Here is a 13,889-nt window from a genome sequence, read left to right on the forward strand (position 1 = left end):
TAAATCTCCTTTCCAGTTAGTTCAAAAGTTTATTACTCGCCTGATTACTCACCAGCGGTTTGCTGGATGCGGAAGATAACAAATTCCGCAGGCTTGACAATAGCTACCCCAATCAGGGTGACAACTTGCCCCAATTCCCTTACTTCTTTGGGATTGGTTTCCGCGTCACATTTAACAAAGAAAGCTTGCTCTGGTGTTTCCCCAAACAAGGCTCCATCGCGCCATTCATTTAACAAGAAGTCACCCACTGTCCGTTTAATCCGTTGCCACAGGGCTAGATTATTGGGTTCAAAGACAGCAAATTGAGTACCATCATCAATAGATTCTTGTAGGTAGTTGAAATAGCGACGGGTACTGACGTAGCGAAAATCAGCAGTAGCATCATCTGCCATAGTCCGCGCTCCCCAGACTTTAATGGTGCCTTTGAAAGAACGGATAACGTTAATCCCTTCCGGATTTAAACCATCTTGCTGGGCTTTACTAATGGGACGACTGACATCGAGGGCATTAACAATAACTTCGTTAGCAGGTGCTTTAAACACTCCCCGGGTGGCATCATTACGAGCATAGATTCCAGCAAGATGACCACTAGGAGGTATAGTATCTGGGGCATTGCTAACGGGATCAAAGACTTTAATCCAAGGATAGTAGATAGCAGCATAGCTGGCTTGCTGACTACGACCAACAGGACGGATACCGCTTACATTGCTAGGTTCTTGATCTGCATCACCATCTAAGATGGCCACTCTATCTCCCATCTTGGCGCAGTGAGCGATAATAGCAGTGTGTTGAATATCACTGATTGCTCCAGGGACGGCAACAATGGTGATTTCATCCTCTGTTTCAAACTTCTCTAACTCTTCAGCCGGGTTATCAATGTCTGTTGCAGCGGCAACCCGCAGTACATAACAACGGGAACCTCCGTTGAAGAAGAAGCCATACACCCCATGGGCTAAGATTTTATTGCCCTCTTGGAAATCACCAAACCTAGTTTTGAACTCTTCCCAACTGGTAATTAATGTTGGTTCACCTGCGGTCGTCAGCTCATACGGGGCAGGAACAGGATTACCCTGATCATCTAAAACAGGGTTACCATCACTATCATTTTGAAACTGTCCTGGTTGCTGTGGCATAGTAACATTATCAGCTACCACACCAATAAACCCAGCGACACTGGTTGCAACTCCAGCAACAGGTAGGGAAGCGGGTGGCACGTATTCAACATATACGCCTGGCGAAAGATACTGTGGCATAATTCTTACTCCTTGATAATCACGAAAATTACTGCTGTAACTCCAGGTTGTAATTACTTGCTGCCGATTCTACTGGGATAGTGATAGTAACCTCCTGTACTGCATCCTCTAACTGCACCCGTAAGGTATAAGCACCAGCGGTAATTGCCCCGATGGTGTACTGTCCATCTCTATCAGTGGCTGCGCTGAGATTACGCTCAACCAAAATAACCGTTGCGCCAACAACAGGTTTATTCTCAGCATCGGTAACTCGCCCACCAATCCGGAAAAATTGTTGTGCGGTGCCTGGCACCAGTTCTTCTGAGGATGGTGAAATCCGCTGACCTAATTGCCAATCTTGAGTAATGACAATGGGGGTTGGCTCTGGCTCAAATAGTTCCTTGATCGCAATGGTTACTGTGACTGTGATGGAAGCACGTAATTGATTTCCCAATGCAGTCCAAAACTCAGCAGTGCTTTGTACTCCATCTACTTGAGCAGTTACCATTGGTAAGGCTGGTTCTTGCCCAGCAAGTCGAGTATTTTCTAAAAAAGGTATTTCTGGAATAGTTGGATAGGCTGAGAATACTTGCAGGACTTGGCTGAGTAATCGGTGTTCTTGCAGGGGTAATTCTTCGCCACCAATGGGCCAAGCTGTGACTAAATAAGAACAGGCTATGCGCTTTGGAGGATTATGAATAATTGCCTGTCCATTGCGCCTCTCGATCGTTGGTTCATTATTACGTAGTTCCAGGTGTTCCCGAATATCGTACAGAAATAAATTCACCGTTGTCTGTCCAGGACTAAAGGTTTCTGAGGGACGCTCAAAAGAAATTTGAGCCTCCGCTAATTCTGGAAACCTCGACGATAGGCTGGTCTGTTCCAAAATTCTTCTCAACACTTGACTCAGATCGCTAATCATCCTAACTGACCTGGTTGGATTTACTGAGCAGCCACGCACCAGACTCTCAAAGCTTAGGGCGTTATTTATTAATAATTCTTTTAGACATCCTCTACAAGTCACGTTTTCTAGCTAGTCAAGTTAAACTAGCTCATTTGAACTAATCCATTTGGAGTAGCAAGATCCTGTGACTGGTTTTTGAAATCCAAAATTGATAAATTAACGCTATTCCTCTGGAGATGGGTAAATGGGGAGATGGGGAAATAGAGAGATGGGGAAATAGAGAGATGGGGAGATAAAATTGATGGCTAGCCGTAATTTACAGAATTGGTATAAAAACTGCTATTTTAATGGGAGTGACGTCTTGAAAATGCTCATAACTCCCCTTTTCAGCCAACTTGATTCCAAGCAATGGATTTGTGTACTGGATCCAGCCTTGGCGCTCTCCTATTATGGAGTCCACATCGCTCAGCAGCTAGGAGAAATAATGGAACTCTGGATAGCAAGAGAGCTTTGGCATATTCTCAACAATACTAAGTTTTATTTACAACAACCAGAACTACTTATTCCCAAAAGCACTCTCAATGACAAGGCACCTGAACAGGACAGAGCCACTTTAGAGAGTGTGATTTGGTCGCTTCAAGAGTGGAAACGATTACAAACCGAGAATGATTTGCTGGGACTCAATCTATTCTGGCTGGGGGATAGTCTCAGGGAGTCTTTACTGCCAAAAGGTACAACTATCAAGCTCTTGCCACGATGGGAATACTTAGCACGCTTATTAGATCGACGCATTAAACATTCACAGGTGAGCAACTATACCTTAATGGCGTCATTCCGGGATACTATAGCCCTAAGTGCGAGTTTGGGTTCTGCTTTTATACTGAGCTATCAGAATCCTACAGATTTTAGTGATAATCGTCCTCCAGATATCTGCAAAGCCTTGGACAACTTGGGAATCTCTTGCCAACTTGTTAGTCCGCAGGATCGAATTGTGGCTTTGGAATCGGAGTACTTACGCCAGTTGATGATTTACACCGGACTGGCAAAACTTTTATGGGAAGGGCTTCATTTATGTGTTATACATCTTGTGACACCTGCAGTTACAGCATCTGACAGAATGTCTAAGCTGTCTTGGAGCGATAACTTTGCCTGTGATCCTGAAGACTTGGGGAATTTCCCAGAGTTGAAGAAGGATCTATGGATAAATACTAAAGCGTTCTGGTATAGTCTTTCGATGTGAGATGTAAACATAGAACTAAACCCTTTAGAGAAGAGAAAACTCCGGATCGGCTAACAGGAGTAAGGAATACAGCGTTTTTTTGATTATAAAAAATTACCATCTAGTTTGACAACTCATTTGTAAAGCCTAGATAAACTATAAGTTTTTTAACAATTTAATTCCTTTTTGATTGCTATTCAACAAAATGGAAGGGGGGGTCAGACCATCCATGGATCTGATCTTCCTAAATCATTTGTGAATAGTTATAGCAATCGGTGTAATGGTGTTGACAAATTTAAGGAACGAAGCTATGCAGCGCAGTCTTGGGAAGCTCAATCATTCCCTGGTCCGACGTTCCCTATTCCCTATTCCCTACGCACAGCGCTATAGTTTTTGCGTCAGCAGTCAGCCCTCAGCAGTCAGCAGTCAGCAGTCAGCCGTAGCCCATAAGCTGATAGCTAATAGCTGAACGCGCACGCGTGCGCGTAGCGCATAAACTGAAAACTGAACGCGCACGCGTGCGCGTAGCGCTAATCGCTGTTCGCTAATAGCTGATAGCTGATAGCTGATAGCTGATAGCTATCAGCTTACTTTTATCTTTCCCCAGGTTCCGCTCATCAATCAAACAGGATGTTTATAGGTACTTGACATTTTTATTATGAAAGAGAAACTTAATTTTCCTCTTTATCGTCAAGATATAGCTAGTAAAGATCTAGAATCAGAGTTAGGAAATCAAGTGATTGGTAAGCTGTTTATCAATAATTCGTGTTTTTTAGTTTGTGAAACAAACCACGAATTTAAACCTAGTTTAGGGTCTAGCTCGAATTCACCCCTTCAAAGCAGTTGTCCTTTGAATGCAGTTGGTTATATGGAGGTTAATGGAAAAGTTTATGCAATTACAGAATTCCAAGACAATACTACTTCCGTTACCTCTCATCTTGCTAGTATCTTAACAGAACGAGAGTTACAAATTGTTACTCTTGTTGCTTTAGGTCAGTCTAATAAGCTAATTGCTAAACAGCTTGAAATTAGTGAATGGACAGTTTCTGCTCATCTACGTCGGATCTTCCTGAAGCTGGATGTAGATAGTCGAGCGGCTATGGTTTATCAATGTGCTCCTTTGATTCAGCAATTACAAATGAAGTAGCTATAGCAGAAGTCAGAAGTCAGAAGTCAGAAGTCAGAAGTCAGAAGTCAGGTATGAGCTGATAGCTGACTGCTGACCCATGATATTGTATGGCACTGGATGCGATCGCATTATCTGGCCGAGCACTGGATGCGATCGCGTAATCTGGTCGAGCACTCGATGCGATCGCGTAATCTGGTCGAGCACTCGATGCGATCGCATTATCTTGTACGGGTATTGGATGCGATCGCATTATCTTGTACGGGTATTGGATGCGATCGCATTATCTTGTACGGGTATTGGATGCGATCGCATTATCTTGTACGGGTATTGGATGCGATGCGTGAGCATTGAGCCGCTACGCGAACGCATTTTATTCTAATGATGTAGACAGGCTTTTTAGTACTTTAACTCTTACCTACTCTATGCTCCCTAATTTTATATCATAAGCTCCCTTTTTATATCAGTAAATTTTAAAAAAATGTCAAATTAAATTACACATAAATGAGTCTATAAATGGCTAATTATAATAGTTGTAAATAAATTTAAACATTATTCATTTAACCCTTGCATTTTTTCGAGGAGTTATCTATACTATAGAAGGTGACGACCGATACTAATAGCCGCGCTGGTCAGAACCGTTAATAACTACCAGCGCGGCTTTCCTCCCAACCAAGTAGGAGTTACTTCCATGATGGCAGAAAAATCACGATCATCAATCCCAGCTGTTCAGCAACCCACCGGTGCTAATGATGCTGGTTTGGTTAAGATTTGGAATTTTTTACTCTTTTGCGCTTGCTGCGTTACCCTGTCGAGGGCGCACTCTACAATATCGTAGATTAGCCCAAAGGGCTAGGCTTTGCGTAGGCACTAAAACCCAGAACAAAAGTACCTCATCTATTTGGGAAATGCTATACTATTAATTTATAGTAAATTTTGTTCAGCAATAAATACTATCTTTAGTAAATAAATTGAAATCAAAAATGAGTCGAGAATTTAATGTAATTATCGAGCGCGATGCTGATGGCTACTTTGTAGCTTCTGTTCCCACTCTTAAAGGGTGTCATACCCAAGCAAAATCTTTGGATGAATTGATGGAGCGTATTCGAGAAGCGATTGGCCGTAGGCCACGCTACGCGAACGCCCTTTGTTTGGAATTTGAATAAAATCTAGAAAATTCCCTTGACTTCTTTGGTGTACAGCGAGAGGACGTGGAAGTATGAGTCAATTCCCAAATGTAACTGGACGGGAAATTATCGCAGCACTGGAGAAAGCAGGGTTTACAGTGGCGAGGGTACGTGGAAGTAACCATATTTTAATTCATGATGACGGACGTAGAACAGTTATCCCGGTACATTCTGGTGAAACCATTGGACGTGGTTTATTGTCCCAAATCTTGCGTGACACTCAGCTTAGTCGTGAGGAATTCAGGGAATTGTTGTGATGGCTGTGTCAGTCCACTACAAGATCGGCGATTAGCCCAAAGGGCTAGGCTTCGCGATGCTCCAAAAGAGCCGCTAAAAGCGATTGACCGTAGGTCACGCTACGCGATCGCAAAAATTGAACGTATCTTGGGTAGGCTCCTCAATCCCAGATCTGATCCATCTTGAGCACAAACCCAGGTAAAACTGGCTCACCACTCACCGTCGCTGGATTATCCAGCTGTTCAACTTCCGCCCCAAGACGATAAATATAAACTTGGCGCTGATCTGGGTCAATCAGCCAACCGAGCAAAGTCCCATTTGACCTATACTCTGCCATTTTGTCTTGCAAGTTTTCCAGGCGATCACTCCCAGAACGCAGCTCAATCACAAAATCCGGGCATAGGGGTACAAACTTCTTTCGTTGTTCTTTAGTTAGGGATTCCCACCTCTCTAGCTTGACCCAAGCAACATCAGGAGAACGATTGGCTCCATTGGGAAGTATAAAGCCAGTAGAAGAATCAAAACCTTTTCCTGTACCATCTTGGCATACCCAAATGCCAAACTGAACAATCAAATCAAAATTGCGACCGCCAGTTTCCCCTCCTGTAGGAGTGCTAATAATAAGCCTTCCATCTTGGTCCCGTTCGATCCGTAACTCCCGATTAAGCTGACAAAAAGCAAAGAATTCCTCATCACTCATATCAAAAGCCGGACGAGTCTTGAGCTCTAAGGGCGTTGCTAGTTGTGGTGTGATCGATCCAGTCATAATTATCAGGCGCGATTTGCGTTCCGTAACGGGCATCTTGGTGGAACCAGCATCTTAGTGGAACCGGCATCTTGCCGGTTACAATTTCCACCGCAGGCAGGATAGCCACCCCACTCATAGTCATTCCGCCCGTCAGCAATGCTTATCGCTCTACTAAGATTTTAGCTCAATTCGCGACAGCTCCATAGCTGCCCATGTCCTCCAACCTCGACCTAGGGAATAGAAACGTTACACTAGAAAAGCTGCTTCACCATCTGCCACCATGCCATCTACCAGTCAACCCCTGAACTATCCCAAAAGCCGCAAATCCGACCAAGTCGATGATTACCACGGTACTCTAGTTGCTGACCCTTACCGGTGGCTAGAAGACCCAGATTCAGAGGAAACAAAGGCTTGGGTAGAAGCACAGAATCAAGTCACCTTTGGTTATCTCAGCGAAATACCAACACGGGAAACACTTAAGCAGCGCATCACCAAGCTATGGAATTACGAGAAATATAGCACTCCCTTTAAAAAAGGCGATCGCTACTTCTATTTCAAAAACGATGGTCTCCAGAACCAAAGTGTTCTCTACACCTTGACCTCCCTCGATGCTGAACCAACCCTATTACTTGACCCCAACACCCTTTCAGAAGACGGTACCGTTGCCCTATCAGGTTTAGCCATTAGTAAAGATGGCAAGCTGCTGGCCTATGGTCTGTCTAGGTCTGGTTCTGACTGGCAAGAGTGGCAAGTGCGGGAAGTAGAAACCGGTCTTGACCTCTCGGATCAGATTAAGTGGGTAAAGTTTTCTGGGGCATCTTGGACTCACGACAATCAAGGTTTCTTCTATAGCCGCTTCGATGAACCCAATGAAGCCACTAAGTTAGAAGACCTCAATTATTATCAAAAGCTCTATTACCATAAGCTGGGAACACCCCAGTCAGAGGATATTCTCATTTATGAGCGCCCTGACCAGAAAGAATGGGGTTTTAGTGGTCGAGTCACTGAAGATGGTAATTATCTGATCATTACAGTCTTCCTGGGTACTGACCCCAAGAATCTGGTGTTTTATAAAAATTTGCAAGACCCAGATGCCCCCGTTGTGGAACTCATTAAAGAATTTGATGCCAGCTATAGCTTCATCGACAATGATCAATCAGTATTTTGGTTCCGCACAGACTTAGATGCCCCTCGCAGTCGAGTCATTGCCATAGATACTAATCATCCTGCTCAGGCACAGTGGCAAGAAGTAATTCCCCAAGCGGATGAAACCCTAGAAGCTGTAGGCTTACTCAACAACCAATTTGTGGCCGATTACCTCAAAGATGCTCACTCCTCCATCAAAATTTTTGACCTGGATGGTTCCTTTGTGCGGGAAGTCGAATTACCTGGTATTGGTTCCGCTGGTGGTTTCAATGGGTTACGTTATGATACTGAAACCTTCTACACCTATACCAGCTTCACCACCCCTGCAACCATCTATCGCTACGACATGGTAAGTGGGGAAAGTACTATTTTCCGGCAGCCCCAGGTAGACTTTAATCCCGATGACTACGAGACCAAACAAGTTTTCTACCCTAGCAAAGATGGCACCCAAGTGCCTATGTTTATCACCCACAAGAAGGGATTGCAGTTAGATAGCAATAACCCCACTTACCTCTATGGCTACGGCGGCTTTAATATCTCGATAACCCCCAATTTCTCCATTAGCAATCTAGTATGGATGGAAATGGGAGGTGTTTATGCTGTTGCCAATCTCCGTGGTGGCGGTGAGTATGGGGAAGATTGGCACCAATCTGGCACAAAACTCAACAAGCAAAATGTATTTGATGATTTTATAGCGGCAGCGGAGTGGCTAATTAGTGCTCAGTACACTTCACCCAAGAAAGTTGCGATCGCAGGCGGTAGCAATGGGGGATTATTGGTCGGTGCTTGCATGACTCAGCGTCCAGACTTATTCGGTGCAGCCCTACCAGCGGTGGGAGTACTAGATATGTTGCGCTTCCATAAGTTTACCATTGGTTGGGCCTGGTGTTCCGATTACGGTTCCCCAGATCACCCAGAGGAATTTAAAGCCCTTTACGCCTATTCCCCATTACACAATCTCAAACCAGGAACCGCTTATCCCCCTACCCTGATTACCACCGCTGACCATGATGACCGGGTTGTCCCTGCCCATAGTTTCAAATTTGCGGCAGCCTTACAGGAGGCCCATGAAGGGGAACAACCAGTGTTAATCCGGATTGAGACCAAAGCAGGACATGGTGCAGGGAAGCCCACCAGTAAGATAATTGAGGAGATTGCTGATAAGTGGGCGTTCTTACTCAGAACCCTAGAGGTAGAGGTTTAGAGAGTAAATAGACCATAATTTGCCTAGGATGTTCAGGCTAGGATCTAGGACACAGTTCACGATAGGATATAGGGATCCCTGTAGGGATTGTGAGAATTTTTTTCCCCTACTCCCTACTCCCTACTCCCTGTTCCCCTCCTGGGAGGGGTTAGGGGTGGGTTCCTGTTCCCTTTGCTGTTCTTTTTAACAAGACTGCTGGTCAATCATGGACTTATCTGCTATTTTAAACGTTGCCCTTGGCTTATTTTTTGTCTACCTGATCACCAGTCTGTTAGCCTCTGAAATCCAAGAATATCTCGCTAGCGTTTTACAATGGCGGACTAAACACTTACAGAGGGCTATCGAAAATTTAATTAATGGTGGGATTCAGTTACAAAATCTAACCCTGAAAGATGTGGTCGATGAGTCAGATGGAGAATCAGTTAATGTAACCGTTGATCAGATTAACAATTTAAAAAAGACCAAACGGCTTTTAAAAAAAATCTATCAAAATCCGTTGCTTAAATCAGTTAATCACGAAGCCAAAGACCTAGATAACAAAAATGAATTAAAGTCAAAATCTAACTCAAAGGTTAGTGGCCCTTCCTATATTCCATCAGATACCTTTGCCACCGCTTTAATCATGACCATTGTTCAGCAGGCATCAACCTTCAAAAATAATGCCGAAATTACCCTGGACAATTTTAAAACAGCCCTTGAAGAAGAGAAGATAAAAAATTTACTTCCTGAAGACTTAAATATAACTCTTTTAACCCTGATTGATAAAGCCAAATTTGAATACTCTGACCGAAACAAAGACCTGAAAAAACTCCAAGAAGAACTAGCAACATGGTTTGACGAATCCATGGCACGAGCTGCCGGGGTATACAAGCGTCAGTCTAAAGCCATATCTTTTTTAATTGGATTAGTGATTTCCCTAGCCTTGAATATCGATACCATCAATATCAGCAATCAATTCTATAAAAACCACAGTGTAAGAGCTGCTGTCAATCAAGTCACTAATAGGATTGTTAATGAAACCGGTGCCTGTTTACAGCAAGAATCAAACAGTAATGACTGTTATGATAGTATCACCTCAGCTGTAGATGACCTAGCTTTCCTTCCCATTGGCTGGGGAGAAACTAATCTTGTAGAGCAGTTTGAAGAACCCAATCATCTTCCCAGAGAGCTGGGTTTGACTTGGGTTTACTTCAAATTCGTTGTAGGGATTATTTTGAGTGCGATCGCGATCTGTATGGGAGCCCCCTTTTGGTTTGAAGTACTAAATAAGTTGGTCAACGTTCGTAATACTGGAGAAAAACCAAAATCCTCTAAATAGACTCCCAACTGCTAGCCCTATTTAGGCTGCAAGGCAAGAACTATAGCCTCGGTCCAGTCTAACTTGATAGGTTTAAACCTACAGGGTAAGTAGCACGAACTGCTTTTTCCAGTATTTGCTTCCTCTATCTTGAAGTATAATTGGAGATTAAATTTACCACCCTTTTTAATCACATTCTTCAAGTCTTTCTCCGGAAATAAGGCATCTTTAATCTTTTCATCGCTCAGCTTAAATTCGCAATTTTGACCAGGACGAATTTTACCAACGTCTTGGCTTTTGGGGGCTTCTTCCATATCATCAGAGTTTACCCAAACCATGGGTCTTCCATTATTTTCTAAGTCAGTTATCAGACTCTTGTCCCAGTCTATTTCAATATAAACAGGATTCTCGTTGGTTTTATTTTTAACAGTCAGTTTAAGATCCTTTAACTCATCCAATTTATAGCTAGGATCGAAGCCAAAGTTGACTTCCATGAAATCATTAAGTTCTTTCTTTTCCAGTTGCTGATTGATAGCATCAGAGTCTACCTCAACGGTTATGAGTTTGTCTATTTCCTGGAAAGCTTTGTACAAAACGTAAGTAACACCGATTATATAAATCGTCAGAATTAGCAAGTTTTGGTCGTTATCCATTTATAGTAAACCTCTTAAAAATAGTAGTTGAAGGTTTTATTCGTAACGGGGGATAAGTACAGTTTGGATAATTATTGGTAAATTATACTCCATAAATAAGTTTACCCAAGATTGACTCACGCCATTACTAATGACGAATCAAAAAGCAGCTTGTCCTAACGGACAAGCTGCTTCAAGGCTTTATGCTAGCAAAGCAAGAGACTAGCTAATGGCACTAGATCATGGCACTAGATCATGGCACTACATCATGCCCATGCCGCCCATGCCACCCATGCCGCCCATGCCGCCCATGCCGCCCATGTCGGGAGCAGGAGCAGCGGATTTAGGTTCAGGTTTCTCTACCACCAGGGCTTCTGTGGTCAAGACCATACCAGCGATAGACGCAGCATTCTGTAGGGATGAGCGTACTACCTTGGCAGGGTCAATAATACCTGCAACAATCAAGTCTTCAAGGGTGTCAGTAGCAGCATTATAGCCAACGTTACCAGTACTCTCCCGTACTTTCTCCACAATTACGGAACCTTCAACACCAGCATTATCCGCCATCTGACACAGGGGAGCTTCTAATGACTTGGCTACAATACCTGCACCAACTTTCTCTTCCTGCTCTAGGCCATTTGCCACTGCAGGAATTTTTTCTATTAAGCGAATCAGGGTTGTACCACCACCAGGAACAATCCCTTCATCTACCGCAGCTTTAGTAGCATTGAGGGCATCTTCAATCCGCAGCTTGCGGTCTTTGAGTTCTGTTTCAGTTGCCGCACCAACCTTAATCACTGCTACACCACCGGCCAGTTTAGCAATCCGTTCTTGCAGTTTCTCCTTATCGTATTCGGAGTCAGTTTCTGCTAGCTGGCGGCGGATTTGCTCAACTCGCTTTTCTACATCTCCCTTAGTTTGACCACCAGCTACAATGGTGGTGCTGTCTTTGTCAATGCTAACTTTGGTAGCATTTCCTAGCATATCTAGGGAAACAGTATCCAGGCTCAAACCAACGTCTTCGGATATCACCTGACCACCGGTCAAAACTGCAATATCCTGTAACATTTGCTTGCGGCGATCGCCAAATCCTGGTGCCTTGACGGCTGCAGCATTCAATACACCCCTAGCCTTATTCACCACCAGAGTTGCCAAGGCTTCTCCTTCTAGATCTTCGGAAATAATCAGCAACGGTTGACCGGCACGAGCTACTTTTTCCAGAATCGGTACCAAATCCTGGATAACACTAATCTTTTTATCGGTAATCAGGATGCAAGGGTTTTCAAATTCCACTGTCATCCGTTCGTTATCGGTCACGAAGTAAGGGGAAATATAACCCCGATCGATCTGCATCCCTTCCACTACCTCTAATTCGGTGGAGAGGGATTTAGATTCTTCAACGGTGATCACACCATCTTTGGTGACCTTTTCCATGGCTTGGGCAATCATGTCACCCACTTCTTGATCGTTACCGGCGGAGACTGTAGCAACTTGAGCGATCCCAGTTCCCTGAACCGGCTGTGCCATTGCCTCAATCTCTTTGACCAGCTCGGCAACAGTTTTCTCAATTCCTCGGCGCACAGCTACAGGATTTGCCCCAGCTGCGACATTCTTAAGACCTTCCCGAATCATGGCTTGAGCCAGAATGGTAGCTGTGGTAGTGCCATCCCCAGCAACGTCTTTAGTCTTGGATGCGACTTCTTGAATTAGTCTAGCGCCAGTATTTTCTAAGGGGTCTTCCAGTTCAATCTCTTTGGCAACGGTAATACCATCATTGACAATCTGGGGTGCCCCATACTGTTTTTCCAGAAGCACATTACGACCTTTTGGACCAAGGGTAATACGTACAGCATCAGCTAGGGCATTGACCCCCCGCTCCAATGAACGTCTGGATTCTTCGTCAAACGAAACGATTTTTGCCATAGGTTGTTTGAACTTGCTTTGTGTCTCCATTAGCAAATTTAGCACTCTTACACGAAGAGTGCTAATTCGTCTGACAATTTTGAACTTTTAAGAACTTGAAACACCGACGTGCCGGGGGGTTCAAGCCATAACCATACCACCATCGACATTAAACACTTGTCCAGTGATATAGGCAGCAGCTGGATCAGCTGCCAAAAACCTCACCATCCCAGCTACTTCTTCTGGCTGACCGTAACGACCTAGAGGGATATGCTCGATAATGGCTTCTGACTTAAGGTCACTGGTCATATCAGTGTCAATAAAACCGGGAGCTACGGCATTGACTGTAATGCCACGACTAGCAAACTCTTTGGCAACGGTTCTGGTCAAGGCAATCACACCAGCCTTGGCAGCACTATAATTGGCTTGACCAGGGTTTCCCATCTGTCCTGACACGGAAGCAATATTGATAATCCGACCAGACTTTTGCTTGAGCATCAGTTTGCTCACTGCTTTGATACATAAAAATACCCCAGTCAGGTTCAGATCAATTACTGCCTGCCAATCTGAGGGTTTCATCCGCAATAACAAGTTGTCGCGGGTAATCCCAGCATTATTCACTAGCACGTCTATACGACCAAACTTTTCGAGAGTCCCTTTAACTAGGGCATCGACTTGTTCAGCTTGAGACACATCAGCCTGAAGTGCTAAGGCTTCACCCCCAGCATCCATGATAGCCCCTACGACCTGATCAGCTGCAGTACTGGAACTGGCGTAGTTGACTACAACCTTTGCCCCTGACCCAGCTAAGGCCAGGGCCACAGCTCGACCAATTCCTCGCGAGGCACCGGTCACGATGGCTATGCGATCGCTTAATTGTTGCGCAGATGTCTGTAATGTTTCCATAAACCTTGAACTGTTTTCTATCCTGCCTGATTTTGTCCTGTGGGCAGTAAAGGTTTCCTCCAAAGTTAACTTTACCGGAATCTTTGGTTAATCCAGCTATCACACAATCCCAAAGATTTTGGACTAGAATCGAGCAGAAGGACTAGGAA

General features: G+C 44.2%; 16 protein-coding genes. 9 read left to right on the forward strand and 7 right to left on the reverse strand.

What is annotated here, in order from left to right; all coding sequences use genetic code 11:
* Window positions 1–44 precede the first annotated feature (44 nt).
* Window positions 45–1,253 carry a phage tail sheath subtilisin-like domain-containing protein gene (locus tag F6K57_RS00665; RefSeq protein WP_293063949.1) on the reverse strand — a complete coding sequence of 403 codons (1,209 nt, stop codon included), beginning with the start codon at window positions 1,251–1,253 and terminating at the stop codon, window positions 45–47.
* 28 nt (window positions 1,254–1,281) lie between these two features.
* Entirely contained in the window at window positions 1,282–2,154 is an 873-nt protein-coding gene (locus tag F6K57_RS00670; RefSeq protein ID WP_293063951.1) for a Pvc16 family protein, read from the reverse strand.
* A 283-nt stretch (window positions 2,155–2,437) separates the two neighbouring features.
* Between F6K57_RS00670 and F6K57_RS00675 the strand changes: the two genes are divergently transcribed.
* The 3 genes from F6K57_RS00675 (at window position 2,438) to F6K57_RS00685 (ending at window position 4,502) form a co-directional block, all read left to right on the forward strand.
* A complete protein-coding gene (locus F6K57_RS00675) occupies window positions 2,438–3,376 on the forward strand; it encodes a hypothetical protein (protein ID WP_293063953.1) in 939 nt (312 codons plus the stop codon).
* Between the two features lie 289 nt (window positions 3,377–3,665).
* Window positions 3,666–3,824 carry a hypothetical protein gene (locus F6K57_RS00680; RefSeq protein ID WP_293042184.1) on the forward strand — a complete coding sequence of 53 codons (159 nt, stop codon included), beginning with the start codon at window positions 3,666–3,668 and terminating at the stop codon, window positions 3,822–3,824.
* A 189-nt stretch (window positions 3,825–4,013) separates the two neighbouring features.
* Window positions 4,014–4,502, forward strand: a complete 489-nt coding sequence (locus tag F6K57_RS00685; protein WP_293063955.1) for a LuxR C-terminal-related transcriptional regulator — start codon at window positions 4,014–4,016, stop codon at window positions 4,500–4,502.
* Window positions 4,503–4,542: 40 nt separating this feature from the next.
* Here the strand turns inward: F6K57_RS00685 and F6K57_RS00690 are convergent, their stop codons facing one another.
* Window positions 4,543–4,734: a hypothetical protein gene (locus F6K57_RS00690; RefSeq protein WP_293063957.1), complete on the reverse strand. Its 192-nt coding sequence runs from the start codon at window positions 4,732–4,734 to the stop codon at window positions 4,543–4,545.
* On the opposite strand from F6K57_RS00690, the gene F6K57_RS00695 reads away from it, so the two are divergent.
* The 3 genes from F6K57_RS00695 to F6K57_RS00705 all read left to right on the forward strand — a co-directional run bounded on the left by F6K57_RS00695 (window position 4,723) and on the right by F6K57_RS00705 (window position 5,925).
* Window positions 4,723–4,863, forward strand: a complete 141-nt coding sequence (locus tag F6K57_RS00695) for a hypothetical protein (protein ID WP_293063959.1) — start codon at window positions 4,723–4,725, stop codon at window positions 4,861–4,863. The genes F6K57_RS00690 and F6K57_RS00695 overlap by 12 nt on opposite strands.
* A 601-nt stretch (window positions 4,864–5,464) precedes the next feature.
* Window positions 5,465–5,647: a type II toxin-antitoxin system HicB family antitoxin gene (locus tag F6K57_RS00700; RefSeq protein WP_293046656.1), complete on the forward strand. Its 183-nt coding sequence runs from the start codon at window positions 5,465–5,467 to the stop codon at window positions 5,645–5,647.
* Window positions 5,648–5,700: 53 nt separating this feature from the next.
* Entirely contained in the window at window positions 5,701–5,925 is a 225-nt protein-coding gene (locus F6K57_RS00705) for a type II toxin-antitoxin system HicA family toxin (RefSeq protein ID WP_293025083.1), read from the forward strand.
* A 140-nt stretch (window positions 5,926–6,065) separates the two neighbouring features.
* On the opposite strand, the gene F6K57_RS00710 is transcribed toward F6K57_RS00705, so the two are convergent.
* On the reverse strand, window positions 6,066–6,671 hold the full coding sequence (locus F6K57_RS00710) for a Uma2 family endonuclease (protein WP_293063962.1): 606 nt from the start codon (window positions 6,669–6,671) through the stop codon (window positions 6,066–6,068).
* A 262-nt stretch (window positions 6,672–6,933) separates the two neighbouring features.
* Between F6K57_RS00710 and F6K57_RS00715 the strand changes: the two genes are divergently transcribed.
* The 3 genes from F6K57_RS00715 to F6K57_RS00725 are packed head-to-tail and all read left to right on the forward strand — an operon-like array spanning window position 6,934 to window position 10,321.
* A complete protein-coding gene (locus tag F6K57_RS00715) occupies window positions 6,934–9,003 on the forward strand; it encodes a prolyl oligopeptidase family serine peptidase (protein WP_293063964.1) in 2,070 nt (689 codons plus the stop codon).
* A 28-nt stretch (window positions 9,004–9,031) separates the two neighbouring features.
* Window positions 9,032–9,190 carry a hypothetical protein gene (locus tag F6K57_RS00720; RefSeq protein WP_293025089.1) on the forward strand — a complete coding sequence of 53 codons (159 nt, stop codon included), beginning with the start codon at window positions 9,032–9,034 and terminating at the stop codon, window positions 9,188–9,190.
* 18 nt (window positions 9,191–9,208) lie between these two features.
* Window positions 9,209–10,321, forward strand: coding sequence for a hypothetical protein (locus tag F6K57_RS00725; RefSeq protein ID WP_293025091.1), 1,113 nt, complete (start codon window positions 9,209–9,211; stop codon window positions 10,319–10,321).
* Between the two features lie 17 nt (window positions 10,322–10,338).
* On the opposite strand, the gene F6K57_RS00730 is transcribed toward F6K57_RS00725, so the two are convergent.
* The 3 genes from F6K57_RS00730 to fabG all read right to left on the reverse strand — a co-directional run bounded on the left by F6K57_RS00730 (window position 10,339) and on the right by fabG (window position 13,740).
* Entirely contained in the window at window positions 10,339–10,953 is a 615-nt protein-coding gene (locus tag F6K57_RS00730; RefSeq protein WP_293063966.1) for a hypothetical protein, read from the reverse strand.
* Between the two features lie 240 nt (window positions 10,954–11,193).
* Entirely contained in the window at window positions 11,194–12,855 is a 1,662-nt protein-coding gene (groL, locus tag F6K57_RS00735) for a chaperonin GroEL (protein ID WP_293025095.1), read from the reverse strand.
* 120 nt (window positions 12,856–12,975) lie between these two features.
* A complete protein-coding gene (gene fabG / locus F6K57_RS00740) occupies window positions 12,976–13,740 on the reverse strand; it encodes a 3-oxoacyl-[acyl-carrier-protein] reductase (RefSeq protein WP_293041734.1) in 765 nt (254 codons plus the stop codon).
* Between the last annotated feature and the right edge of the window lie 149 nt (window positions 13,741–13,889).

It is taken from the genome of Moorena sp. SIO4A5 (assembly GCF_010672005.1).
Classification (GTDB): domain Bacteria; phylum Cyanobacteriota; class Cyanobacteriia; order Cyanobacteriales; family Coleofasciculaceae; genus Moorena.

Coding starts and splice junctions, on each gene's coding strand:
- F6K57_RS00665 (WP_293063949.1), bottom strand. CDS start 1,253: ATGCCACAGTATCTTTCGCCAGGCGTATATGTTGAATACGTGCCACCC.
- F6K57_RS00670 (WP_293063951.1), bottom strand. CDS start 2,154: ATGATTAGCGATCTGAGTCAAGTGTTGAGAAGAATTTTGGAACAGACC.
- F6K57_RS00675 (WP_293063953.1), top strand. CDS start 2,438: ATGGCTAGCCGTAATTTACAGAATTGGTATAAAAACTGCTATTTTAAT.
- F6K57_RS00680 (WP_293042184.1), top strand. CDS start 3,666: ATGCAGCGCAGTCTTGGGAAGCTCAATCATTCCCTGGTCCGACGTTCC.
- F6K57_RS00685 (WP_293063955.1), top strand. CDS start 4,014: ATGAAAGAGAAACTTAATTTTCCTCTTTATCGTCAAGATATAGCTAGT.
- F6K57_RS00695 (WP_293063959.1), top strand. CDS start 4,723: ATGCGATCGCATTATCTTGTACGGGTATTGGATGCGATCGCATTATCT.
- F6K57_RS00690 (WP_293063957.1), bottom strand. CDS start 4,734: ATGCGATCGCATCCAATACCCGTACAAGATAATGCGATCGCATCGAGT.
- F6K57_RS00700 (WP_293046656.1), top strand. CDS start 5,465: ATGAGTCGAGAATTTAATGTAATTATCGAGCGCGATGCTGATGGCTAC.
- F6K57_RS00705 (WP_293025083.1), top strand. CDS start 5,701: ATGAGTCAATTCCCAAATGTAACTGGACGGGAAATTATCGCAGCACTG.
- F6K57_RS00710 (WP_293063962.1), bottom strand. CDS start 6,671: ATGACTGGATCGATCACACCACAACTAGCAACGCCCTTAGAGCTCAAG.
- F6K57_RS00715 (WP_293063964.1), top strand. CDS start 6,934: ATGCCATCTACCAGTCAACCCCTGAACTATCCCAAAAGCCGCAAATCC.
- F6K57_RS00720 (WP_293025089.1), top strand. CDS start 9,032: ATGTTCAGGCTAGGATCTAGGACACAGTTCACGATAGGATATAGGGAT.
- F6K57_RS00725 (WP_293025091.1), top strand. CDS start 9,209: ATGGACTTATCTGCTATTTTAAACGTTGCCCTTGGCTTATTTTTTGTC.
- F6K57_RS00730 (WP_293063966.1), bottom strand. CDS start 10,953: ATGGATAACGACCAAAACTTGCTAATTCTGACGATTTATATAATCGGT.
- groL (WP_293025095.1), bottom strand. CDS start 12,855: ATGGCAAAAATCGTTTCGTTTGACGAAGAATCCAGACGTTCATTGGAG.
- fabG (WP_293041734.1), bottom strand. CDS start 13,740: ATGGAAACATTACAGACATCTGCGCAACAATTAAGCGATCGCATAGCC.